14 protein-coding genes are annotated in these 24,055 nt (G+C 48.6%); 3 read left to right on the top strand and 11 right to left on the bottom strand.

The window, feature by feature from the left end; translation table 11 throughout:
• Nucleotides 1–63: 63 nt before the first annotated feature.
• Both B5M13_RS29910 and gnd read right to left on the bottom strand, forming a co-directional pair.
• Nucleotides 64–1,143: a fatty acid desaturase family protein gene (locus tag B5M13_RS29910; protein WP_080059148.1), complete on the bottom strand. Its 1,080-nt coding sequence runs from the start codon at nucleotides 1,141–1,143 to the stop codon at nucleotides 64–66.
• 148 nt (nucleotides 1,144–1,291) lie between these two features.
• Nucleotides 1,292–2,188: a phosphogluconate dehydrogenase (NAD(+)-dependent, decarboxylating) gene (gene gnd, locus B5M13_RS29915; RefSeq protein WP_080059149.1), complete on the bottom strand. Its 897-nt coding sequence runs from the start codon at nucleotides 2,186–2,188 to the stop codon at nucleotides 1,292–1,294.
• Nucleotides 2,189–2,534: 346 nt separating this feature from the next.
• Between gnd and B5M13_RS29920 the strand changes: the two genes are divergently transcribed.
• Nucleotides 2,535–3,902: a tetratricopeptide repeat protein gene (locus tag B5M13_RS29920; RefSeq protein WP_245859559.1), complete on the top strand. Its 1,368-nt coding sequence runs from the start codon at nucleotides 2,535–2,537 to the stop codon at nucleotides 3,900–3,902.
• Nucleotides 3,903–3,966: 64 nt separating this feature from the next.
• Here B5M13_RS29920 and B5M13_RS29925 read toward each other — a convergent pair whose 3' ends face one another.
• The 8 genes from B5M13_RS29925 to sov form a co-directional block, all read right to left on the bottom strand.
• On the bottom strand, nucleotides 3,967–4,320 hold the full coding sequence (locus B5M13_RS29925; RefSeq protein WP_080059151.1) for a VanZ family protein: 354 nt from the start codon (nucleotides 4,318–4,320) through the stop codon (nucleotides 3,967–3,969).
• Nucleotides 4,317–5,042: a gliding motility-associated ABC transporter permease subunit GldF gene (gldF, locus tag B5M13_RS29930; RefSeq protein ID WP_080059152.1), complete on the bottom strand. Its 726-nt coding sequence runs from the start codon at nucleotides 5,040–5,042 to the stop codon at nucleotides 4,317–4,319. Before gldF ends, B5M13_RS29925 begins: the two co-directional genes overlap by 4 nt.
• Nucleotides 5,043–5,125: 83 nt before the next feature.
• On the bottom strand, nucleotides 5,126–5,644 hold the full coding sequence (locus B5M13_RS29935; protein ID WP_080059153.1) for a DUF4199 domain-containing protein: 519 nt from the start codon (nucleotides 5,642–5,644) through the stop codon (nucleotides 5,126–5,128).
• Nucleotides 5,645–5,670: 26 nt separating this feature from the next.
• Nucleotides 5,671–6,222, bottom strand: a complete 552-nt coding sequence (locus B5M13_RS29940; protein WP_080059154.1) for a DUF4199 domain-containing protein — start codon at nucleotides 6,220–6,222, stop codon at nucleotides 5,671–5,673.
• Nucleotides 6,219–7,553, bottom strand: a complete 1,335-nt coding sequence (locus B5M13_RS29945; RefSeq protein ID WP_080059155.1) for a dihydroorotase — start codon at nucleotides 7,551–7,553, stop codon at nucleotides 6,219–6,221. Before B5M13_RS29945 ends, B5M13_RS29940 begins: the two co-directional genes overlap by 4 nt.
• A 100-nt stretch (nucleotides 7,554–7,653) precedes the next feature.
• Entirely contained in the window at nucleotides 7,654–8,037 is a 384-nt protein-coding gene (gene gcvH, locus B5M13_RS29950; protein WP_080059156.1) for a glycine cleavage system protein GcvH, read from the bottom strand.
• 128 nt (nucleotides 8,038–8,165) lie between these two features.
• Nucleotides 8,166–9,221: an aldo/keto reductase gene (locus tag B5M13_RS29955; RefSeq protein ID WP_080059157.1), complete on the bottom strand. Its 1,056-nt coding sequence runs from the start codon at nucleotides 9,219–9,221 to the stop codon at nucleotides 8,166–8,168.
• Between the two features lie 261 nt (nucleotides 9,222–9,482).
• Nucleotides 9,483–17,117 carry a T9SS outer membrane translocon Sov/SprA gene (gene sov, locus B5M13_RS29960; protein ID WP_080060134.1) on the bottom strand — a complete coding sequence of 2,545 codons (7,635 nt, stop codon included), beginning with the start codon at nucleotides 17,115–17,117 and terminating at the stop codon, nucleotides 9,483–9,485.
• Between the two features lie 317 nt (nucleotides 17,118–17,434).
• On the opposite strand from sov, the gene B5M13_RS29965 reads away from it, so the two are divergent.
• Complete coding sequence (locus B5M13_RS29965) at nucleotides 17,435–18,244, top strand: Rossmann-like and DUF2520 domain-containing protein (RefSeq protein WP_080059158.1); 810 nt, start codon at nucleotides 17,435–17,437, stop codon at nucleotides 18,242–18,244.
• The gene (locus tag B5M13_RS29970; RefSeq protein WP_080059159.1) at nucleotides 18,234–19,268 is read left to right on the top strand and encodes a WD40/YVTN/BNR-like repeat-containing protein; all 1,035 of its coding nucleotides are present in this window, start codon (nucleotides 18,234–18,236) and stop codon (nucleotides 19,266–19,268) included. Before B5M13_RS29965 ends, B5M13_RS29970 begins: the two co-directional genes overlap by 11 nt.
• A 324-nt stretch (nucleotides 19,269–19,592) precedes the next feature.
• On the opposite strand, the gene B5M13_RS29975 is transcribed toward B5M13_RS29970, so the two are convergent.
• Nucleotides 19,593–23,570, bottom strand: a complete 3,978-nt coding sequence (locus tag B5M13_RS29975) for a beta strand repeat-containing protein (RefSeq protein WP_080059160.1) — start codon at nucleotides 23,568–23,570, stop codon at nucleotides 19,593–19,595.
• Between the last annotated feature and the right edge of the window lie 485 nt (nucleotides 23,571–24,055).

Here is a 24,055-nt window from a genome sequence, read left to right on the forward strand (position 1 = left end):
GAAAGCTACAGAGAATCTGTTTTGATACTTCTCTGTAGCTTTCTGCTTTATACCGAAATGTAGCTAGGCAACAGCCACTTGGGGTACATCTAATACGGTATCATTAGTCGTGATTCGTCGCGTACGCCGACGTAACAAGGCAATGGCTTCTTCGTCGCTGGCAAAGGCATCGTTTATGTTCACCATATATTTCACCAACACATCATACCGACCGCGCATCAGCAGGAAAAAAATCTGGAGGAAATCAAGCCCATCAAAAACAATGGCCTGATTATGGGCATATTTATCAATTGTTTTCAGAAAAAATGTAGGGTGTTCAGTCCAGTGCAAAGCAGGCCGAACATGATGACTGATATGATAGCCGTCGTTCCAGCATTTTTTATTGTACTTCACATTGATACAGGTAATACTGTTTTTATAGGCGTTACCTGGTTCATCGCCATCGACAAAGGCGTGCTGTGTCCAGTTGCCCATCATGGCAATTAACCGATACACCAGAAGTGGAAACAAAAATACCAGTACTGTTGCGGCCCAATTCACATAGAGCAAAATACAGGCAACAACGGCAAATATAATTTCGCCAGTAAGCGCACGGGTAGCTAGTTTTGAACGATTCTTCCGGTGAAGATAAGCCAGCAAATTCCGCACACCAATCACAAAAAACCGTCCGAAATAAGCTAGAAAGCTGCGGAAGCTATCCCGCTGGAATGTCATGGTACTACTGTCATCATCTTCCAGATTGTTTTCCGGATGGTGCATACCAATATGATGGCTGTAATAGGTTTCGGGCGTATGCCCGAAGAAAGGGGCAACAATCCAGGGCAGATAATTATTCATCCAGCCATATTCCGATTTGAAGAACTGGCGGTGGCTGGTGCAGTGAAGCATAAGTCCAAAGGGGCCTTTAAACACAAAGTTACTTACATAAAAATGTGCAGCCGCGATCGTCCACCAAATCCAACCTGTTACAAACGGCATAAATAGCAACACACTTAATGGAATCAGCACAAATGTGATGCGAAGGGTCAGATAAATAAATGGCAAATCGCGCTCATCTTTGATAAACTGAAGAAAAAACCGATCAAATCGATTGTAATTCTTTCCTGTAAACGTAGGGTCTTTGATCGCGCCTAGAAGCTTCATATTAGCTTTTACGGTGGTTAAGAGTAAAGAAAAAGGTCCGAAACAGTTCGATATCGTTATGGACGACAATCGAAACTGCCCGAACCTTCGTGTAATACTAACGAAAAAAAACGAACGAAATTGAACTATTTTTTTGTTTGTGCGAATTTTATTTTTTCTCGACGGCATGTCCACCAAACTCATTCCGTAAAGCGGCCACCACTTTTCCGGTAAACGTATCCTCCTGCAATGACCGATAACGCATCAATAACGACAGGGCAATAACGGGTGTTGGCACCTCAAGATCGAGGGCTGTCTCGAGCGTCCATTTCCCTTCGCCCGACGAAAACATCTTCCCTTTTATCGAATCAAGGTTAGGATCTTTCGTAAATGCATCTTCTGTCAGCTCCATCAGCCAGCTTCGAATAACCGAGCCATGATTCCACATTTTTGCAACCGCCTGATAATCCATCGGGAACGGACTTTTGGATAATACTTCGAACCCTTCGGCGATCGACTGCATCATGCCATACTCGATACCGTTGTGGACCATCTTCGTAAAATGGCCGCTGCCCGCTGGGCCGGTATAGAGATAGCCATCTTCAACCGAAATATCCTTAAAAACCGCATGCAATGGCTCAATAACATCTGGATCGCCACCAACCATGGTACAGGCTCCATGCAATGCTCCACTCATACCCCCACTAGTACCACAGTCCAGAAAACCAATTCCTTTCTGCTTCAGGTAATCATGCCGCCGAATTGAATCTTTGTAATGGGAGTTTCCGCCGTCAATCACCACATCCCCTGGATTCATAACCTGTAACAATTGCTCGATCACTTTATCGATCAACGACCCGGCCGGAATCATCAGCCAAAGGACTCGTTTCTCTGGAAGCGCATTATACATGTCTTGTAGGGAATTGGCCCCTTGAGCTCCTTCCTGCTTCACAGCCTCAACCAGTGCTTCATTTATGTCGTAACCCACCACGGTATGACCATGCCCCACCAAGTTGCTGACGAGGTTATAACCCATCTTGCCTAAACCAATAAATCCAATATGCATAGCTATGTAAGATTAGATGACCAAGTTGGTAAATTCCTAATTACCTCTGCCCACCTGCTCCATTAGAATTCAATTAACTGTCAATCTAAAACCACATTATTGGTGCATTGTTATTTTATAGTCAAACTAAAAAGTTACTTATAAAGTCCTTTTACACGTTTTGTACTCTTTTTGGTTAGGTTCGTTCATACACCTCCTTTAAAAAGTATATTATTTTTATATAGTTTACATAAACAGTAATAAAATCAAAAAATAGATAACAGATTTTTAGCCATTATCGGATAAAATAGTAATAAAACTATACATTTGCCTGAATACTCTTTCATAAACCTAATCCATCATGTATATGCAAAAATTATCCGTAACTGCCTTACTGTTACTCTTCTGCGCAGTGGGACGACTGGCTGTCGCTCAGCAAACGGCGGCTGACTTTTTCAACGAAGGCGTTCAGAAAAGTAACGCTAAAGACTACCCCGGCGCTTTACAGGCTTTTTCGACAGCCATCATTCTGAATCCTGAAAATGCACCCAGCTACTATAACCGAGCATTAGCCAAAATCAGCTTAAATGATATTCAGGGCGCTAACCTCGACCTCGATCAGGCCATTGACCTTAATCCCAACGATGCCAATGCGTATTTATATCGAGGGTTAAACCGAACTCGTCAGGAGGATTTTCGGGGAGCTATGCAGGATTTCAACCGGGCCATTGACCTTAATCCCAACGATGCCATACTCTACTATCAACGCGGTCTATGTCGTCTTCAGATCAACTATACCAATAGTGCTCTGGCCGATTTTAATAAAGCGGCTGGGCTTGCTCCTACCGATGCCAATATTCTGACCGCTCGAGGTAACTGCAAAATGCAGTTGAACGACTACAAAGGCGCTTTGGCCGATTATGGGTTGGCGCTGGAAAAAATGCCCAACAAAACCCAGGCTCTGAGCGGTCGTGGCTATGCCCGTTTTAAACTGGAAGATTACAAAGGCTCGATGGCCGACTTCAACCGGGCCATTGAACTCAGTAAAGACGAAGCTGACTTATACTATCGGCGTGGCCTGGTCAAGTCCCGCTTGAGTGAATTTGAGAACGCAATAGCCGATTTCGACAAAACAATCCAGCTAAGCCCCAACCACCATAAAGCTCTTTTTAGTCGTGGCTTTGCCAAGAGCCGTCTGAATACGACGAAACAGGCGATCAGCGATCTCGACAAAGCCATTGAAACGGGATCGGCCACCAACCAGAACAAGGCGTATTACAGCGATTTTATCACAACCAGTACCTTACCTTTATTTGGCTCTGTTGTACAGGATCGATATAAAGTGGTCGAACTTGCCGATGACCGTTCAGATGCTTTTTTAGTGCGAGGTATATTGAAAAATGCGGCTGGCGATGGCAAACTAGCTTTACAGGACTTAAACCGTGCCGTAGAACTGAATCCGACCAATGCCGAAGCCTACTTTATCCGGGGAATCGTTCGCTCTTCACTGGGCGACCAACGGGGCTCAATGATCGACTGCAACAGCACCATCAAATTGAATCCACGCCATGCAGAGGCTTATTATTTGCGGGGAATCATTCGTTACGATTCGGGAGATGAGGCTAATGCCTGTATCGATATGAGTCGGGCTGGCGAGCTGGGCTACACGGAGGCCTACAAAATTATTAGCGCTAAATGCAACTCTGTTCATCGGGCAACAGCCGCAAAATTGTAAGTTGTAACTTGTGGCATCAGGTTTCAAGTTGTGCAAGAGAGCAACTTGAAACCTGATGCCGTTTTTAAACGAATCGATACCTCTGCGGAATTAGCCATGCCATACCTATTCCGACAACAGCCCCCAGACTATCGGCCAACAGATCAATCCAATCAGCACTTCGATTTATGGGCAGAACATATTGAAGGATTTCGATCAGGGCGCCGAAAAGTACACCAGCAATGAGTACTCGGCCCATAGGAAAACCAGCCAGTGCCCATAGCAGCGTAAATGGCGCAAAAATAAGCACATGTAACAGTTTGTCGCTCCAGGATAGTAACTCATCAGGTAACTCTTCATGAGGAGTAAGACAGCCAATCAGCATAATGATTGTCCAGATTATAGCCAGCCACCGAGCTAGTATTGGCGAAATTTTCATAAAGTTGATTTTAATCGATTGGTTGTCAGAAGAAGAAAAAGCACGATCACGCTAATCAGATAAATAACATTTCGACTGTCAATTACCCCACGCCCAAGCGATCGATACTGTTCGTCTAACGCCAACAAAGATAAATAGTACGCTATACCGCCCAGTACCGATAGGCCTGCCAGCGCACTTAGCCCAACATACAGCAGAAAGCTTACAAATACACCCAGGACAAAGGCCACCACCTGATTATCGTTGAACGATGAGGCCCATAAGCCGATAGCCACAAATACACCAGCTAGTAAGATCAAACCCGTGTAGGAACCAAACACCCCTGCCGAGTCGATATTCCCAACGGGCGAACCAAGTTTATAAAGACTAATATAATAAAGAAGCGTTGGCAACAGAACAATGATTACCAGCAGCCAGCTTGCCAGAAACTTACCCCCTATGATACTCCAGCGGCTAACGGGCTTTGTCAATAGCCATTCTAACGTACCAAGCCGTACTTCGTCTGCAATGGAACGCATCGTGATAGCCGGTACCAGAAATAGCAGCAGGTAGGGAGTCAGATTGAAAAACGTACCCATGTCGGCATACCCATTTTCCAGTAGGCTCGTATCTGGAAACACCCACAGGAGCAGCCCCATAGCTGTCAGAAAGACGCCCATGATGATATACGCAATGGGCGACGAAAAAAATTGATTGATTTCTTTACGAAAAATGGCCAGCACTTGTGATTCTAGTTGAACAGTGAAGCAGTTAAATGCTTATTAGGTAGGCTTTACGCAGCGAATTAATCATTCCACCAACTACCTTATTCAAACGGATTGTTTTTGTTTCGACGTATAAACGCGGCAATAATCAATGAAAAAATCAGCCCTAAGAAGATCGACCCAATAACTCCAAATGCAAACAAAATTCCGGGACTCTGAAATTTTTCCATGATGCTCATGGCACTATCGATCTGTTCGTCCGGCATTCCCTGGTTCTCCATCTGCTCACGGGCTTTATCAGCCGCACGTGTCATAATACCCGTATCGATAACGGTCATGTAGAATACCGAAAACAAGCTGGAGATAAAGCCAGAAATAGCGGCCGTCAAAGTCCCTAAGCCTACACCTTCTCCATACGTCATAAAGCCACCATTGAGCGTCCTGAACTCACGCATGGCCATGATAATCGCAGCAATGGTCAATCCATACGCAACAAAACCCAGCGCACGATTACCAATGCTATCCGTAACAAACAGAATTATGGAGTAAATAATGGAAACTACGGCCAATATTAGTGCCCACTTCAAGGCAACACGCGTTGTCGAGGTCTTTTCTTCCATACTACAAAGAGTTTAGGTGAAACCAATTATTGCATAACACTGTAATCCTGCTTACGGAATATTAGCGAAATAATCAGTACGGGTATCACCGCCAGCGCTGTTTTTTTAGTAAGCTCATCGGGCAGCAGTACGGCAGGCTCCATCGTACTCGCTTTTTTCCACTGTTCGGCAAATGTCTCGGGCCCGAATTGATCCGTTATTTGTTTTTTACCATCCAGCAGAAGTTTCTTCGAATTGGCAACGTACTCAGCAAACACACCCGGATCAACCTGAGTCACAAAGAAATAAATAAGCCAGCCCGTTATCAGCGCAGCCACCGTATTGATAACATAACCAATTGTTAGCCCTTCCCACAAATGCAGCCGCCCATGACCAATGTATTTTCGGTAATACCAGACTGAACCGACCATCACGATAATATGAATACCATAATCCAATACCCGGATATTACCCAGTGGTGGAATGTCCAGCGCATATAGACCCAGGAAATAAACAAAGCACAAAACACCCGTTACTAGGCCCGCCAGAAGCGGGATCTTCAACAACGGATGACTAAAATAATTGAGAATACTTTTCATGATGTACGGATCAATTGGCCCTGATGCACAGTACCGATAACGCGTCCTGTAAATGTACGGCCAAGAAACGGCGAGTTTTTCGATTTAGAGAACGTACGATCGTAAACCCACGTTTGCGTAGGATCAAAAAGCGTCAGACGGGCAAACTGCCCTTCAGCGATCGATTGCGCTGGTAACCGAAGAATTTCGCGTGGGCGAACGGTAAGTTTCTCGATCAATTGAGCCAGGGGCAACTGCCGATTATGGGTTATGAGTACCGAAAAAACCGTCTCCAATCCGGTAATGCCAAACTCAGCCTGATCGAATTCCAGATTTTTGCTTTCGGCATCCTGTGGCGAATGGTCTGATACAATCGCGTCAATAGTACCATCGGCCAAACCAGCCCAAAGTGCCTCTACGTCAGCAGCCGACCGAAACGGTGGATTTACCTTCAGGTTGGTGTCAAAGTTAGCAAGGGCCGAGTCATCAAAAACCAGTTGGTGTACGGCCACATCACAACTCACAGGAGCACCAGCCGCTTTTGCCTGTCGAATCAATTCGACCGAACGAGCGGAGGAAATAGTGGAAAAATGAAGGATAGCGGACGTAGAATCTGAGGTAGTAGCGGTATTACTAGTCAACCCTTCACTCTTTTGGCCTCTCCCCTCTTCTCCAAGCACATAGTCGAGCAACCGAAGGTCGCGTTCAATGATCAGTTCTTCGGCCAGAGCGGGCAAACCTTTCAAGCCTAATAGAGTACTTTGGATACCTTCGTGCATCTGTCCAAAGCGAGTCAGTAATTGCTCCTCCGGCCGATTCATTAGCAAGCCGTTGATAGGCTGAAGGTACTGCAGGGTTTTAAGGAGTAAATCCGGATTTTGAAGGGGGTGCGTTCCGTCCGAAAATGCCACAGCGCCTGCCCGATGCAGATCGAGCATCTCCGTAAAGTCCTCACCGGCAGCCTTTTTCGTAACGGCCGCAATGGCATGTACCGTAACGGGTTGTCCTTCGGCGATGCGACGGACATAGCCCAATGTCCCTTTATCATCGACTACCGGCTGCGTATTAGGCAGTACGGCTATATCCGTAAAGCCACCGGCAGCAGCGGCCCGACAAACGCTGGTCAGGTCTTCTTTATGCTCATAGCCTGGGTCCTGTGTCAGTACGCGCATATCGACCCAGCCCGACGAGACATGGAGATTATCCGATTCTATAACCGGAGTATCTGTATCAGCAGACAGATTTTCGCCAATTTGACGAATCAGCCCGTTGTCAACCAGAATATCAACTACCTGCCCGTCGAACGACGAAGCAGTATCGACTATACGGGCAGAACGGATGAGAAATTGCATAAAAAACTTCCGCTGCTTTTTGCAAAGAGGGACTGTAAATGTGACTTAATTAGCTAAAAAAAAGGCCCCTTCGGAGCCTTTTACAACTGTATTTTATCGATCACGCACCTACCAGTTTCTGGTACGCATCAGCTGTCAGCAACTCATCTTTCTGAGTACCATCGGCCGGTTTCAGGCGGACAATCCAGCCTTCGCCATATGGATCGGTATTGAGTAGTTCGGGCTTTTTCTCAACCGCTGGATTCAACTCCAGAATTTCACCTTCAATTGGCAAGAACAGGTCTGATACCGTTTTAACGGCTTCTACAGCCCCGAAAACCTCACCTTTTGCCAGCGTTTGGCCAACGGTGTTGATGTCGACGAAAATAATATCGCCCAGTTCATGCTGCGCGAAATCCGTAATACCAACTACGGCCGTACCGTCTTCTTCTATCCGAATCCACTCGTGATCCTCCGTATAACTCAGTTCTGCAGGAAAATTCATTGTAGGGGTGATTATCTATGACACCTACAAAATACGGTAGCCCGTACCGAATTTGCAAACCGTGCTGAACTTACCCAATCAGAAACTAACCATTGCTAACAAGAATCATGCGTAGCTTTCCAGCCGCGTTACTTCACGACAATAGAGGGCGGTGTAAAATTATACGCTCCCAGCCGATCGCTGCTTTGCCGTTGAATCATCCATTGTGGATAGGGTTTGGGATTGCCACTTACCTGGTCGAGTTGTTCGAGCTGTTCGTTCGTCAGGCTCACTTCTACCGCTTTAATATTGTCCAGCAGTTGATCGGTATTTTTAGCGCCGATGATTACGCTTGTAACAGCCGGTTGAGCCAGCACCCAAGCCAGCGCAACACGGGCGACCGACACACCATGCGCTTCGCCAATAGTCTGCATAACGTCGATTATATCATATGCCCGCTCCTGATTGACGGGTGGAAAATTAAACTCCAGCCGTCGCGAGTCGCCTTCGGGCTTGTTATCACGGGTATATTTTCCTGAGAGAAATCCACCTGCCAGCGGACTCCAGGGTAGAATGGCCATATGCTGGTCCTGCACCATCGGTACAATTTCGTTTTCAATATCGCGACCCGCAATGGAGTAATAATTCTGGGTGGAGATAAATTTTGTCCAGCCATATTTTTCGGCAATGCCGTTGGCTTTCATCACCTGCCAGGCCGCTAGGTTGGAGCAACCAATATAGCGTACTTTACCACTTCGCACCACATCTTCCAGCCCGCGCATGGTTTCTTCCAGTGGGGTAATGGGGTCGAAGCCATGAATCTGATAGAGATCAACGTGGTCCATCTGAAGACGTTTCAGACTCCCTTCGATTTGCTGCATGATCTGGAACCGGCCTAAGCCAACCTGATTTTTGCCTTCGCCCATGCGGCCGCGTACTTTCGTTGCAATGACGAGTTCATCGCGCGATAAGCCGAGCGACTTAATGGCCTGCCCCAGCAACCGTTCGGATTCTCCGAATGAATACACATTGGCCGTATCAATAAAATTAATGCCGTTATCGACTGCCGTTTTCACAATATCATTGACGGCATTCTGCTGCAATTCACCCATGGCTTTCCAGTAGCCATTTCCACCAAAGGTCATTGTTCCCAGGCATAGTTCAGAAACTAACACGCCGGTATTTCCAAGCTGGTTGTATTTCATCTGTTCGTTAATTGGGTTTGATTGTCCAACCTGAAAACGCCGAAATTGTTAGACAGTGATTCCAGGCCGATTAGTGTGTGATTGATATGTTTAATTCTGTCCATCTCCTAACAGACGCAATCGAATAAAGTCTATCTCAGGGCTGTTTATACTTAGCCATACGAACACCAATTGCTTACTTCGAGAACCAGTAATAGTTCTCGAAGTAATAAGTAATCGTTAAAGAAAGCTTTCGAATTGAAGAAGGTAGTCAGCTCTTAATTACTCAGCCAGATTGAACTTCAGCTGTACCCCACCCGACGTGGTAGCTCGCTTGAACGAGTTTGAAACAAGCGGATCATTGAAGGTACGGTCGAAATAGAGGTTGAAATTCAATCGGCGACTGACAATATAACTGATCTGCGGCCGTAACTGGAAGTTCACGTTACCAGCCGTAACGGTCTGTTCGGCATCCAGTTTTCGCTGAATCGTGCGTGTATCCCGGAAGGTCAACGCGCAGGAGAACGTCAGGTCGTTTTTCAGTTTTTTGTAGGCCCCGTTAATACGGAACGGTATCCTGACGTTCTGCCGGGTAAAGCCCAGCGACGCAGTCAAATCCTTATTGCTCAACTCAGCCACCTGAGCATTTGATAAACTCAGGGCCACATCCCGACTCTGGTTATACGCCAACTGTCCACTAATCCGATTCTTCGTCTGCACCTGAACCCCAATCATCGGCGCAAACTTCTCCGACATGGTGATGGTGCTCATGGCCACAATGGGCATAAACTGGCCTAGCTGGTTCGTCAATGTACCAACCCCAAAGTCCTGCACAGCCAGATTGACATACGCAGCCCCATAATCCAGGTTAGAGATGTAATTCCCTACACTATAGGTTGATGTATAACTATGGTTGATGGTAAACGCATTAAATGCCTTTTTGATAAACCCTAAACCTGATAAGCCATTGTACGTGACCTGCCAGTTGGGCAGCGGAAAATTATAGAAGGGCGAGAACTTGGCTTTTTCTTTCTGCTGCCCACTGTACGCTGCAAAAAACGATGGAATCAATACATCCTGCGCATTCAGATCGTAGGTTCCGGCACGGCCACCTTCTCGGGCCTGCTGATTAAGCTTACCTGCAAAGTACGTCCGATAACTCTCCAGGCTATCGAAGAGTACCGATGTATTATCGCTCCGAAGTCCTTTGAAGGCCGTACGGAACGACCAGAACGACATACTGAATTGACCGCTCCGCACTGGCGACTGCGTCTCGAACGGTCCACCCTGCGAGCCCGGTCGGAAGTATTCCTGATACGCATCCGTCCGGTCAAGACGCCAGTTTATCTGCATTCGGAAATCTTTGAACGGTTCGAGTGTGGTGCTGGCCGTAAACTTCTTGGTGATGTTTTGCTGGAAGGGCGTATTCAATACCGTACTGGGCGTCAGCCATCCTTTCTGAGCCGCTTTGTAAGCAATATTTCGATCCTGCCCACCCAATACGAAAGCCAGCCCCGGTGCATTTTCGGCGCTTAATCCGAATAATTTGGGCGACGGTAAGAACCCCGGCAAAATAGTTGACTCCTGTAGATTATACGAGAAGTTAATCCCGCGAACGGTTAGCAAAGCCCGTGTAAAGTTTTTCAGCACTTTACTATCCCCACGCTCAATCTCTTCAATATCGCCTGGGTTCCGGGCAAAGTTTTTCCGAACCGGCGCTGGTGTATTGGCAAACCGCAGATACCGAATCTTGTTATACAACCGAATCAAATCCACTCGTCCGGTTAAACCCCGTTCGCGGTTGTTGCGAATAATATTGCCAAACGGCACACCCAGCGAATCGGCAATACCAAACGAGTTGGCCTGGAACTGATACCCTACCCCATAAGTAGCATCGGCCGCAATCCAGTCGAGCAGTGGAATTTTGTCGAGCGGTAAGCGATACGTCGCCCGAATGTCCTGCACAAAGTTTTTAATCCGGCCTAAGTGTTTGATACTGTTCCAGATCGAGTCACGCTTAGCCTGGGTATTGATATCGCCTGCTGGTTCGTCGATAATCGCATTGGCCTGGGCGTGGTACGTCAATACCAGGCTGCGCGTCAGGTTCCAGGTCAGATCATAATATCGGTTAAACAGGAAGTATTTTTCAAACTGCGGCAGAATACCGTTAGTCGTCAGGTCCGACGAACGAAGCTGCGTTTTGATGTAACTCCGGTCCATATCGGTTCGGATCGACACCAGCGATGGCACCAGGGTCAGGTTAAAATCCTTCAGCCAGCGCAGGTAAGGAGCCTCGAACGACTGAACATTTTTGAATGGTTCAAACGCCCGTGGCTGAGCGCTATAGGTATACGAAATGCCGCCTTTATTCTGCCGTTGCAGGTACTCCTGCGTCAGAATGTTCGTACGCTTCATGTCATTGAAGGCATAGGTAAAAGCGAAGTTTTCAATATCCCAGAAGTGCGATTTGGCATTCGGGTTCGTCTTTACCTTCCTGACATTGGAGAAATTATAGCCACGTCGAGTCGTATTATCCTGTACTAGCTGCCGATAACTATTTCGCTCGGCGTCGCTCGCTTTTGTCGAAAGCGACATTTCCAACGGCATATCGGGATCAAGCGGATCGAAATGCGGATCAACATTCCGATGGTCGTAGTTGACATAGAACGGAATCTTCAACCCCCAGGTGGCTGGCAGGAATTTGTCGATTGCCAGGGCCGACGACAAACCAAACTCTGTAGTTGTTTCAAGAGCCCGATCACCAATCCGACTTTGTACACCACCAAAGCCAAAGGTCGTAATTCGGCCCGAAGCGGTCAACGTTCCCAAATCGGCTAGCTTCATGCTCAAAGCCGCTACGGCCGCCGTTCCAGCATGTTGATCGTACCCATTGGCTCGTAGTTCATCCACCCAGACTGTAAACGTTTTCGGTCGTTCACCATCGCCCACAATTTTAGGATTACGCACCCCAATCATAATCGACTGTACCGAACTCAAATCGGGGTTACCGACTACCGTTATCTGATAGATGCCATTTGAAGACGTCTGTGTATAGGGCAATGAAGTACGGCGGCCAAATTCACGGTTGCGGTTTGCTTTCAGGTTGATCAGTTCCTCCAGCGCAATGTCCAGTTGGTTAGCTGCTGGCCAGATAGCGTCCGCATCGGTTACGCTTGGGAGCGTAGCAATCAGACGGGGAATTTCGATTTCGTAGTAGTTGTCGGTATAATCCGTTCCAATCCGTACAAACGCCGATACCTGTCCGCTTTCATTGTCGGGGTTATGCATGTGCACAAACATTTTGAGCCGCTCGCGGAACAACAGATTAAAATTCGTGTTTTTGAATGCCCCCCGTGAGTCACCATCACGTAAGTTCGTTACACTCAGACGCATCGACTGTTCGTTCAGTTCAACGACGTTTGGCTGCGTATAGTCACGGTCACGAACGTAGCCGGGGGGAACCGAGTAGACGTATTTATCACCGCCCTGCGACGTAACCTGCGTGCTACTATTCTCTTCAATATTGACCGTCGATACTGTAAAGTTTGCGTCGTACGGTTCAGGCACCTCCTGCAAACCGTGCTGATTCAGATCTCCTGTATACTTACGGTACTGGTTGGCCTCCATCTGCAACTCAGCAAAGCGAAGTACTACCGGATTATCAAAATCCGTCAGATACATCCGCATAAACCGGATGGATTTAAAGCCGTTGATACTCCCCACCTTCCGCAGGTATTCCCGCACTGGAATTCGGAACTGATACCAGTTTACGATACCACCCGGAGCGCCTTTTGTAGGCACAGATACCTTATCGACAATATATTTATTCTGCCCTACTTCGATTTTTCCGGGTTGCAGATCCAGTTCGTATTCGTAATAGGCCTCGTTATCATTAATGGTGTTGTCGATGTTCAGATCTTCAATATCGGGCAGGGTCGATGAAGCTGGGGTCAGGTATTGATTCGCGCTGGTATTTTCGGGGGAGTTGTTCTCCATACCCATATACCGCTTATATCGGGCAATAATGTACTTCTGCTCATCGGCCTGATCGCCCAGATAAAATTTAAAATCATCGCCCGACGGGTCATCCTCGATCTGTGCCAACGCATTAGGATCGGTAACTTTCGTGCGGATCGCATTTAGATAATTTCTGTAGAAATCTTTTTCAGCCACTACACCAGCCGGAATGGTAGGCTGGCTGCTCAGCCCGTCCAGTCCAATATCCTGCTGTTCCCGAGAGCCACTCTGAAAAGCATTTGTTACAAATTGGCGAGTTGGTGCCCGGCCCCAGGCGGTAGTCTCTGTACCTGGATTTCGGGCGCTAATGGCCGAATCGAGCGGGAATCCATTTTCAAATTCGTAGCGGCTGTCTTTAATAACGTCTTCCGAAATATCGCCCAGGTTGAAGACCAGCTTCCCACCGCGTACACGTCCCGTATTATCAAAGAACTGGCTCGCATCTGGTCCACCCCGAATCTTACCGGATTCTCCAGGAACGAACGGGTCCATAAGCCAGAACGTGATGTTTTCAATGTTGGCGTTATCGAAGTCGATGTCTGAGGCAATGGCTCGGGTAACCGAGCCGAAATTGCCCCTTGGGTTAGGCAGGTGCCCGTTCTGGTCGAGATTGGGGTTGAAATTATACATACCCCGCTCGCTGGGGAAGTAGGCTACGTCCAGAATATTCTCAGGTAACTGAACAGGCCGGGCCGACCGACCCGGAAATAATTCCTGCGGCAGAAATGGGCGTTCGTACACGTGTGAATTGGCGTCATCCACATCAATATTGGACGATACCCCCAATACACCCGTCGAACCGAAAATACTAGGGTCCACTGTATAGACCGAGACCAGTGCCCGGTTGTAGGCATACGGCAGTGGATCGGCAAAGGAGCCTTGTGGAAACTGCTGTGGTGTAGCACCCAACCGCCAGCGGGTCGGCTGACGAGTTAGATCATAAATGGTACGGGCCGCTTCAAAATCGTCCAGATAGCTCTCGTTACGCGCCCTTGGGTTTGTACCAGGAAACAATTGGGCAACTTCACCCGTAAACTGAACGGTCGACAATTCCTTGGTCTGTACGCCAGGTAAAGCGTCGAGCAGGCGGGTCAGTCCAGGCGCATCTTTCCGAATATTCGCATTCAGCCCAACTATTGTGTTATTTACAGGCTCATTTCCAAGAGCCACCCGGGTCAGAAACCCGGCAGGCGTTTCTTTCATGTGCATAGCCGTTAAGCCAATGCTGATATCACGATTGATGGCATAGTCCAGCCGGGTTCCGATCAGTGTCCGAATCTGGTTCTGGAACAAATCAGGTTGCTCGTAGCTAATCCTGATTTCGCGCCCGGAATTGGTTACGCTCTCGTTGATGATTCGCAATCGGCCCGACTGCCCATCCAGCACATAATCCTGGCCCGGCGTCAAGGGAACTCCTCCGGCTGTTACTTGAACCGACTGCTCATTAACCCCATACGGCAGTTGCACGTCAGCCCCATTTCCCGACTGGAATGACCCTTTCAGGAAAAATTTATTTCGGTCGGCAAGCTGAGCCGCATCGGCTTTTGTGGTTGTATAGAGTTGCTTGAATACATATTTCGCCTTCAACGCATCTTCATCCGCATCAAACTGCTTCTCCAGATAGGACCCAAACGGCTCCAATACCGGGAAGATAATTTTGCCATAGCGACTATCGATCGTATAGTTTTCAACGTAGTCGAAATTACCGTCGGGCTGGGCATCCAACTGCTGATTCAATCGGTCCATACCGAAAAGCTGGACCAGGGGCCGATTCTGCGTCCGACGGCCTTCCTGTAAGTTCGGGTTATCGATACCCGTCAGGTCGTCTTTGTAAATAACCCGCAATTGAAAACCCTGACGCGTGATTTGGGATGTGCTGAGTGGATAGATGTTTTTCATCATCAGGTTCCACATCGGCAACTGAAGGTTATTGCGCAGCGTCGACGATTTCAACAGCTTCAGCACCAGCACTTCATCGGCTCGTCGCGATTGGTAATCTTCGGTCAGTTCCCCCACTTTATACCGACGCCCCTGGTAGGTATATTCGTAGGCCACGGCCAGAATTTCGTCGTTCCGAAGTGGCGTGACTAAGGAAATATAGCCCAGATCGGGTTGCAATCTGAACTCTTTATCCGTCAGCCGTTTAGCACCCCGAAGCAGATCGTAGTCTGTTCCTTTAGCGAGCTGGAACGAGTTGACTAACTGATCGTTTGTCTGATCGATTTGCCGAAAGGGCTGGTTTGGCTGGGCGGTTAACTTGGTAAATAAACCATTGGACGAGTTGTCTGTAGGGGTACGGTTGTTTCGCGAAAAAGGGGCCAGATTACCATTGGTCTGATTGTAGGGATTGCCTTCGCCCAGATCCTGAAAGCCGACAATATTACGAAGGGTTTCGGTGGTATTGGTCCGGTTAGTTACGTAGATTTCTACCCGTGTTACGTTCACCCCCGAGGTAACCTGCGGCAGTGTTTTCAGCGATGATTCGTAAAGAGCCCGGAAAAATTGGGACAGAAAAAAGTGCTGGTTTTCGTCGTAATTATCAGCCCGAATTTCGAAAGGGCGGTTTGAGGTGCCTCCACGTAGTACGATCTCATTCTTCCGAGACCGTTGTTGCGAAGCGACGAGCGTAGCATTCAACTTACCAAATCGTAACTGTGTTTTGATCCCAAACAGGTTTTGTACCCCCGGAATAAGCTGACTATTAACGGCCCAACTAATATTACCGACCTCCAGGCCCTGAATAATACTCTCGTTCTGAGGGGTAAAGTTGGGCATACCCGGCATTGAACCGTTTACGCCAGGCACATTCGGCAGGTTGGGCGCATTCGGTAAACCAGGCAAACTCGGCATACCCTGCCCCGTGCCGAAAGCCGGCAAACCTCCTCCCGGACGGTAATTCAGTTTAAGCGCGTTCTCAAAATTGAAGCTGGCCTTTGTATCGAAATTAGCCAGTACGCCTAGCTTTTCCCCGATTTTACCATTGAAGTTGATACTGATCTGTTCATTGAACAGGAAATTCCCCGTCCGACGCTGACGAACCGGATAGGCAGGGTTATCGTTGAACTGATACAGGTACCCAAAGTCGAGGGTGACAAAACCGTTCGGCTTAAAATCAACCTGACTTCCCCCAAAAAGCCGATCGATGACGGGAGGAAGCTCCAGCTTAGGCACTAGGCCTCGGCCGCTGATGGCGCTTTGTCCATCCCGCTTAGCTCCATATTCTCGCCAGAGATTCTGTTCAAGCGTCTGGTTCTGAATCTGATTATAAGTCGAGTAAGGAATCGTTTCCGCTGGCCGATAGGGCAACCCAAACTGTGATGGTGGTAATGACAGGCCAGGAATCGATTGCCCAGGGGCTGCTGTTGTAGAGGTAGCTGGGGTGGTAGGTTCATTACGCCCAGGCGTATTATTAGCCGGAGGAGCTCCCGACAGCGATACGCCCGAACGCACGCGTTCCGTTATGCCAATGCCCCCATTAGGGCTAAGCCGGAAATCGGTCGAAACCCCTTTAGGGTCTCGTAAAATAAACGGAGATCGGGATGGACGTTCCGAAAAACGCGTTGCTCGACGGTCGGGCCAGTTGACAGTTGGTCGACGATTGGCACTGCGTGCCGCCCGGACACTATCATTTCGATCCTGAATAGCCTGCTTAACCGAATCGGCCCGCATGATTGCCTTCCGACGCGCTTCGGCTCGTGCTGAGTCGTTGGCCGCCTGTTGCCGTCGGGCAGCCGCGCCACGTCGGGCTGGTGCAGGTTGGTTCTGACCGACTGTTACCCCCAGTCCAAGCAATACCCAGCATCCCAGCGTCAGCCACCCATTTGACGCAAATGAGAATCGACTAACGACGGAAAAAACGTGATGGATAACAGGAATGTGAACAAAGTAAGGGTTCACCATTGAGGGTACTTTCGGGTTCAGAATTAGTAGCGTATGGAATGTACTTCTATCAAACGGCCAAAAACGGCCCATTCGTCTAACAGATTAATAGATTTTTTAACAGGCTATACTTTGAATCGCTAAAGATAAGCCCCAAAATTAAGCATTAAGGTGATGTCATACGAATAGTTTGCTGTGATTACCGATTAATTAACCCAGAACATTAAAATGCCTTACAATTACCGGGCCATATTCTGTCTAGATGATTGATCGGCTATTGGTCAAAAGAGAAATGGCCAACAGAAGCTGTGATTCAGGCAAAATGCCTATACTTGAGCATGGAAATTTCGTTTATCGGCGCCGGTAACCTGGCCTGGCACCTTGCTCCAGCCTTCGAAAATGCGGGGCATCACATCAATGAAGTCTATAGTCGGCAGCTCCAGCATGCCCGGCAACTGGTGAGTAATCTGTATGATGCCCGTACCCACTCCGACCTGAATTTTGCCGACAGTCCGTCGCAACTGTTCGTTCTGGCCGTTTCGGATCAGGCACTCGAAACGGTTTGCTCGCAGCTCGTTCTTCCCGAGAATGCCATACTGGTTCATACCTCTGGCGGGCAATCGCTTAAGGATCTGGAACGCTGGATGACGATTTATAGCGACGTTCCGGTTCGAACAGGTGTTTTTTACGCCCTTCAAACATTTAGCCGGGGGCAGTCGTTCATGGCTTTTGAAGGGATTCCGTTATGCATCGAAGCCTCCGACGCTATCACCGAAGAATCGCTGGTTCAGCTAGGGCAGGATATTAGCGATATTGTGTACATCGTTTCGTCTGAAGAGCGGCTAACTCTGCACGTTTCGGCTGTGTTTGCCTGTAACTTTACCAATCACCTCATGGCATTAGCCCATGATTTAACCGTGCAGAAAGGGCTTGAGTTTGATCTGCTCAAACCCCTCATTTCCGAAACATTTCGGAAAGGCCTGGCCGTTGGTAATCCAGCCGACGTACAAACCGGCCCCGCTCGTCGGGCCGACCTGAGTACTCTCGATACGCATTTGACATACCTGCAATCACAACCCCGGCTTTCGGAAATTTATCAGGTTCTCACCGAAAGCATACAACAGTATTACACAGCCCATGACTCGTAAAGAACTCATCATAAACCTCTTATTCGTCACATTACTGACTCCTTTATACGGCATCGCTCAATGGCAACCTCAATCGGTGGGTACCGATGCCAGTTTCCGGGCGGTTAGTGCGGCCAATGCCGAGGTCGTCTGGATTGGTGGCACTAAAGGCACCTTTGTTCGAACGGCCGATGGTGGCCGAACCTGGCAAACGGGTACGGTTCCCGACGCCCAAACCTGTGATTTTCGGGATGTACACGCGGTGGACGCGCAAACGGCTTACTTCATGAGTGCCGGACCCGCCGAAAATGGTCAGGCCCGTATCTACAAAACCACCAATGCCGGGCAAACCTGGACGTTACTCTATAAAACGGAACAGAAAGGTATCTTCTTCGATGGCATCGACTTCTGGGATAGCCAGCACGGCATCGTATTCAGCGATCCCATTGACGGGCGATGGGCCATCCTAACGACCGACGATGGGGGTAAAACTTGGCAACCCATTCCGCCATCGGCATTACCACTCATGCAGCCGAATGAAGCCGCATTTGCCGCCAGCGGTACCAGTCTGGTTGTTGAGGGCAAACGAAATGTTTGGATTGCGTCGGGCGGTGGCTTGGCCGGTCGTGTTTTCCATTCACGCGACCGGGGTAAAACCTGGACTGTCAGCAATACGTCGTTGCCAGGTGGTGAAGCAACTGGTCTGTTTGGCATGCGGTTTTTCAGCGATAAAGTGGGCGTGGTCGTTGGTGGTAACTACAAACAGGAAAGTCAGCCCGGCCCGAACGTGGCTATTAGCCGCGATGGTGGACAAACCTGGCAGACTGCTGCACAGACCGATCCGGCAGGATTGAAAGAAGCCGTCGCCCTACTCCCCGGCGATCGGCTACTGACGATTGGCCCATCGGGCACCAGCCTATCAGCCGATCAGGGTCAAACCTGGCAAAAGCTCGACACCGAGGGCTTTCATTCCATGGCCTGTGTAAAAGGCACCTGCTATGCCGTTGGTGCAAAAGGGAAGGTAAGCAAACAGGTCTTCAAATAAACTGGGGTAAACTAAAAAAGGACTGTCCCGGCGGCTCGGTCAATTGGTTAATTGGCAAAATAACCGTCTCCCCCCATGTGAAACACTAGATCGTTCATTGCTCCGCTTTATTGAGTCGTGCTAAAATTGCGATTGGGATTGGCTAAGTTCAACAAATTAAGTGCCATCAGCTTGGGCATGATGAAAGGGAAAGCTGGGATGGACACTAAGTAAGTCGCAATCGCTACCGGTTCAATCGAAACGGAGGCTTTCTTGAGACAGGTAGCTTATCGCTACTTATTCCCTGGAAACCCTCCGTTTTATGGCTAGCGATCGCCAGTTTACTCACAAACCATTGATAATGCGGGCATAAACGTTATTGAGCCGGTTCACATCATAACTCCCACTGCTGTCATCGGCGATGTTGACCGTGATGTTGGAGGCACTCCCGGCATTGGCCGTCGTGCGACTGATGCTAAAACCCAGATTCATCACGCTGTTGGCACCCACCGATTGACCCGTATTAATCGCAATACTAATCTGCTGACCCGCTACCCCGTTGCTTTGATGCCACAGACTGTTCTGCACAGCCACCGGATTGGCAGAGCCTCCTGAGACGCTGAAACTGGTGAGGGTATTGTCGAAACTGACACTGTAGCCAACCGGTACCGTGATGGTGACGACAATGGACCCGCTGGACGATGCCCCATTGACTTCCTGGATCCCGACCACCAGGCCTTTTTTAGCCCCAGCCGAGAAGTTGGCATCGGGCAGGTTTATAATCGCTGACAGATCGGGGCCTGCCAGCGCTGTCACACTGACCAGAGCACTCTGGCTACAGACTCCGCTGGTGCCTGTCAGCGTAAAGGTCTGTACACCTGAGGCCGTTAGGCTGGCCGATACAGCGGAGCCAGTAGCTGGAGGGGTAAGCGGTGCCGTAGGCGGAGCACTCCACTGGTAGGCAGTAGCGCCTGAAGCTGTCAAACTCACCACTACCCCTACATTGGCCTGGGGCAGTGAAGCTCCGGCAGTCAGGTTCAACACCGTGTTACTACTAACTGATGTTGTTGCTATGTTAGTACAGCCGTTGCTCCCTAGCAGAGTCACCATATAATTCCCAGGTGTAGTAACGGTACGCGTATTACCAGAACCAGCCAGTTGCTGACCGTCCGAATTCGTGAAGGTATATGAACTGGCTCCGCTGGCGGCTGTCAGGGTGACGCTTGTTATAGCGCAGGTCAAGGTGCCACTGCTGACTAACGTAGCCACGGGCCTGGGATTAACGATTAGATTGGTCGTAGCACTCACGGATTGATCACCGCTGATCACCACCAGTGTACACGTCTGGACACCTGAACTGGTTGGATTGACCGAAAAACTGAAATTACCATCACTGTTTGTTTCTTGCAATACAATATCCTTCGTTAACAGACGCCAAGTATAACTTTCCGAATAATTTCCCACTGTGGCGGTAAAGGTAACGAGACCACCCGCACAGACCTCACCAATGTTGGCCGAAAACCCGGTAATGATTGGGCCTGAAACCTGCTGTTCATATTGGCTAATGGTACCATCAGCACGACCTACCAATAAATCCAAATTGCCATCTCCGTCAAGATCTGTAACAACGGGCCGCGCATTCCCTCCCATGGCTAAGCTATTGAAATTGGTCGTCACCTGACTGAAACTCAGTGAGCTGGACGTATTCTGTTTATAATGATAAACATTCCCCTGATTGTTTCCTACAAGCAAGTCGAGCAAACCATCCCCATCAAGATCAATTACCAATGGCGTTGAATTAGCCCCTACATTGATACTGTTGAAGCTCGACGTAATCCGAAAGAAATTATTACTGTTCAGATCTGACTGCCGAAAATGACTAATCGTTCCATCTGCCTTCCCAACTAATACATCGAGCCGACCATCTCTATTCAAATCCGTCAATGTTGGTACCGAGTTTGCAGTTGTATTAATACCCCCAAAGTTGGCGTCTAGGAGCGTGAACACATTGACACCTATGGTACTCTGCTCATAGTGATACACCAATCCGGAACCACTGCCCAACAGCAAATCCAGCAAACCATCGCCATCAATGTCTGTTACGGCTGGTACAGCATTTGTTCCCACTGTAATAGCCGCTGAGCCATCCGTTAAACTACCTATTCGCGTGAAGTCACTTCCGTTAATGGTATTCTGCTCATAGTGATCTATAGTGCCGTCTGCTTTACCAATAAGCAGGTCGAGTCGACCATCACTGTCCATATCCACTATTGCAGGTGCCGAGTTTGCAGTTGCATTAATACCCCCAAAGTTGGCGCTCTGTAAAGCATACAACAGGCTGGTATTGGGTCGAATTACGGTAAAGGCACTCGACAACGTCTGTCCGGTTGGCGACGTCAGGCGGATTGGCTGTGAAGAAGCTACCCTAGGTACTATAACGGCTATGGTTGAGGATGAATTGATAGTGAACGAGGCTGGCACATCCCCAAACTGCACATTCGTGACATTCGACATACCACTGCCCGTTATAGCCAGACTACTGCCTACCGGCCCACTGACAGGCGTTATGGTATTGACTGCTACACTGCTCGTTATTGTGAAGTATTCACTACTGGTTGCAATGCCGCCGGCCGTTGCAATCTGAATAGCACCGGTTCGGGTACCGGCGCCTACCACGAACGTGAGAGAAGTAGCAGTGTTACTTACAATCGTACCCGGTGAACGCTGTGTAGAGAGGAATAAATTTACACTTCGCGCGGCCGACAGGTCTGTTCCGGTAACCGTCACAAGGGTACCAATGGGGCCGCTGGTTGGGGTGAAACTGGTGATAGTGGGGAGCGGGCCCGTAATATTCCATTGCGTAACAACTCCGCCATTAACCGTAGCGTTAGCTGTCACAAAATCCAGATCACCATCGCCGTCCAAATCACCAAGGGCCACATCAGATGTATTGTTTCCAGAACCAAAGTCGTTGCCACCACTGAATGTACCTGCTCCATTGTTAAAACGCACACTGGCCGTACCCGGATTATTAGTAGCCGTACCGGCATTACCGCCGTTATCATTGGCCGTGATGAAATCGAGATCGCCATCATGATCCAGATCGCCCAGGTCGAGCCCCGAAGCACCACTGGCTACCGGGTAGGCGTTGCCATTCGTAAAACTACCACTACCGTTGTTAAAGCGTATGAGAACCTGTCCGATGCTACGCAGCAGTACAGCCATATCCAAGTCGCCATCGGCGTCCAGATCGCCTAATTCAACACTGTAAGGATAATTTTGCGTTGCCGTATTAGTGACGCTGGGAAACGTTCCGTTGCCATCATTCAAACCCACAGCAAGCAAATTAGCACCAACAGCTACAACGTCCAGATAACCATCCTGATTTAGATCGCCCAGGGCCACATCACGAGCAGTTCCTCCCAGGTTGATAGTAGAACCATTGTCAAAAACGCCAGCGCCAGTATTAAGAAAAACACTAGCGTACGTCCCATTTATCGTTACAATATCCAGATCACCGTCTGCGTCTACATCGCCCAATGCCAGATTAACAGGACTGCCTGCTGCTCTGTTCGTTCCTCCACTAAATGTTCCCGTATTCGACCCCGACGCATCGCCCCCATTCAGCCGTATACTTATCTGGCCGGTATTAGGGCTGACAGCAACAATATCCAGATCACCGTCGCTATCGATATCACCCAGAACAGCCGCCGAACAATAGGCTGCGACGGATACATCCTCTCCGAAGTTAAGAAAGCCATCACCAGCATTACGATGTACAGTCACTACAAAGTCGTCATTGTTAGTCGCTACGGCGTCCAGGTCGCCATCGCCATCTACATCACCTAGTGTTATGCGGGTTGTAGTTGTACCAGCCCCTGTACCACCTACTAACCTGTAATCGCCAGTACCCATGCCGCTCGTAGCTGTCGTAAATTGATATACATGGCCATGAGCCAGATTACCGCCCGCGTCACTTTTAACGGCTGTTGTTGATGTAACAAAGACGGTTTCACCTGGTTTAAAGTTATTAGTCGGGTTAAATCGAAGTGTGTTTCCATTTGCTACGGTTGTAACCCCACCAAGCCCATCCCCCATGGCGCCACCCCGTTGCTGGCTGAACACCCGCAGGGCGCCTTTACTGGCCGCGCCGTTGTTTATCGACTGGTCAAAAGTCACGGCGACATTGGTACTAACCGGCGCATCGCGTTGGTTTCGTGTAGGGCTTAAGGCCGTAATCGTAGGAATCTGAGCCAACGTCTGCGAGCCTAGTAGGAGCGTGTATAACCCAATAAAAAGATGAGTTAGGGAGTAGTTTTTCATACGTGTAACGTTAGTAATGAGCAGTCATTTAGTAAGGCCAGAAATGGCCCCGGCAAGTACTGCGTATACCTTTGATTCAACTACTCCCTACGTCGCATCAATACCAATCTCGTCGCATACACATAAAAAAATCTCGGCAATCCGGACTTGTAAGCATCAATAAATTACCGTTTTATAGCATTTACGAATTAGATATGGGTCCTTCAACCCGACCATAATTCGACGATAACATGTTAAAACAACAAATCGAACTGGACTTGCAACAAAACGCTGGACGCAATTCACTGGGCAAATCTTTAAGCAACATTTTGACATTACCTGTTATAAAAGGCGAATGAAGATCAAGTCTCTTAGGTAGCATAAAGTCCATAGACTCCCCAAAATGCCGAAGGGCAGGCTACAATGGTAGTCTGACTGCTCGACCTAATTGAACGGATTAAAGGGGCTATAGAACGGCATACGAATGGGCCGAAATCTGATCAACT

Origin of the sequence: Spirosoma aerolatum (genome assembly GCF_002056795.1) — a bacterium.
Lineage (GTDB): Bacteria > Bacteroidota > Bacteroidia > Cytophagales > Spirosomataceae > Spirosoma > Spirosoma aerolatum.